Raw genomic sequence first — 227 nt, forward strand, 5'->3', positions numbered from 1 at the left:
CCGGTTGGAAATGTGGGACGACAGGGCGGAAGCCGACTCGCGTTTCTAGCCATTCCGCTTTTTGTAACCCTGGGGCAACACTAAGAGCGTTGGCCAGTATCGTGTGCACACCCCCGGCAGTGACAGCTGTATTAAAGCGTGGATAATCCTCATGGGTTGTACCTGCAACGATACGGCCGTTCTCAAAAGCAAGCAAATAGGAATTTACAGGTGGCATGACTACTGGC

The 227-nt window shown here is 52.9% G+C and carries 1 protein-coding gene; it reads right to left on the reverse strand.

Going from position 1 to position 227, the window contains the following annotated elements:
• Nucleotides 1-227: FAD-dependent oxidoreductase (locus CHH91_RS19350; RefSeq protein WP_217973790.1), on the reverse strand; the 227-nt coding region annotated here is incomplete at both ends.

The sequence above is a fragment of the Virgibacillus sp. 7505 genome (assembly GCF_002272135.1).
GTDB lineage: Bacteria > Bacillota > Bacilli > Bacillales > Amphibacillaceae > Terribacillus.